Here is a 779-nt window from a genome sequence, read left to right as displayed (position 1 = left end):
TCAAGCGCACTCTCGGCATCAAATAAAATCCAATCCCGGCGATGGGCTTCCCCTAGTTTTTTCGCTTTGTTGGCATCGAAACATTCCATCTCATTCCCACCTTGGGTCAAGATATACCGATTCGGCTTTTCTTGTAGCCACAACCAAGCATTGCGCTCTTGCTCTTTGTGATCTGACAAATAGCTAAAATGTGTTACCGACACAGGTGAAAACAGCAAAAATTGCTCTTTAAATAGCGTCAGTCCTAACTCACCATCTTTACCGATTGCTTTTTGTGCTTCTGACATGATCTCTTTAGCCGGCGTGCGAACTGGGTTAAGCAATGTATATCCCGCAACGCTATACCAGACCCAAGTCAGCGCAAGAGCCACCCAAAAGGTATATCGAGCCTGTACCGTGCGCGTTTTAAAAAATGCGCCAACCCAAATCGCTGCGGCAACAAGAAAGAATACGACGTAAGGGAATATAGAATCGTACTCACCTAAATGCTTCGTGACGGATTTAACCTCTAGACCTGCAACAACAGCGGCAGAAAACAAAACTACGCTTAAAATCAACACGATAGCTTTAAGTAATTTGTCGGTCCATTTAGGCCAAGCTTGGTTCGTTAACGCATAACCCGCAATAACAGCAAGCATTGGAAGCGCTGGCAATATGTAAACACCTCGCTTACCCGGGCTCAGGCTAAAGAAAGCGATAACAAGCACAACCCAAGCGAATACACTTAATAACGCAGGTGATGATCGTAGTTGCTGCCAACACTTCTTATTGAAGAACAC

Annotated in this window: 1 pseudogene; it reads right to left on the bottom strand. The window is 45.1% G+C overall.

The features are described from left to right. Nucleotides 1-779, bottom strand: a pseudogene (locus R7Z50_RS26670) (glycosyltransferase family 39 protein); the annotation flags it as partial.

It is taken from the genome of Vibrio sp. 1249-1 (assembly GCF_033340495.1).
The sequence above is the reverse complement of the archived record's forward strand: the minus strand, read 5'-3'. Positions and strand labels throughout refer to the sequence as shown.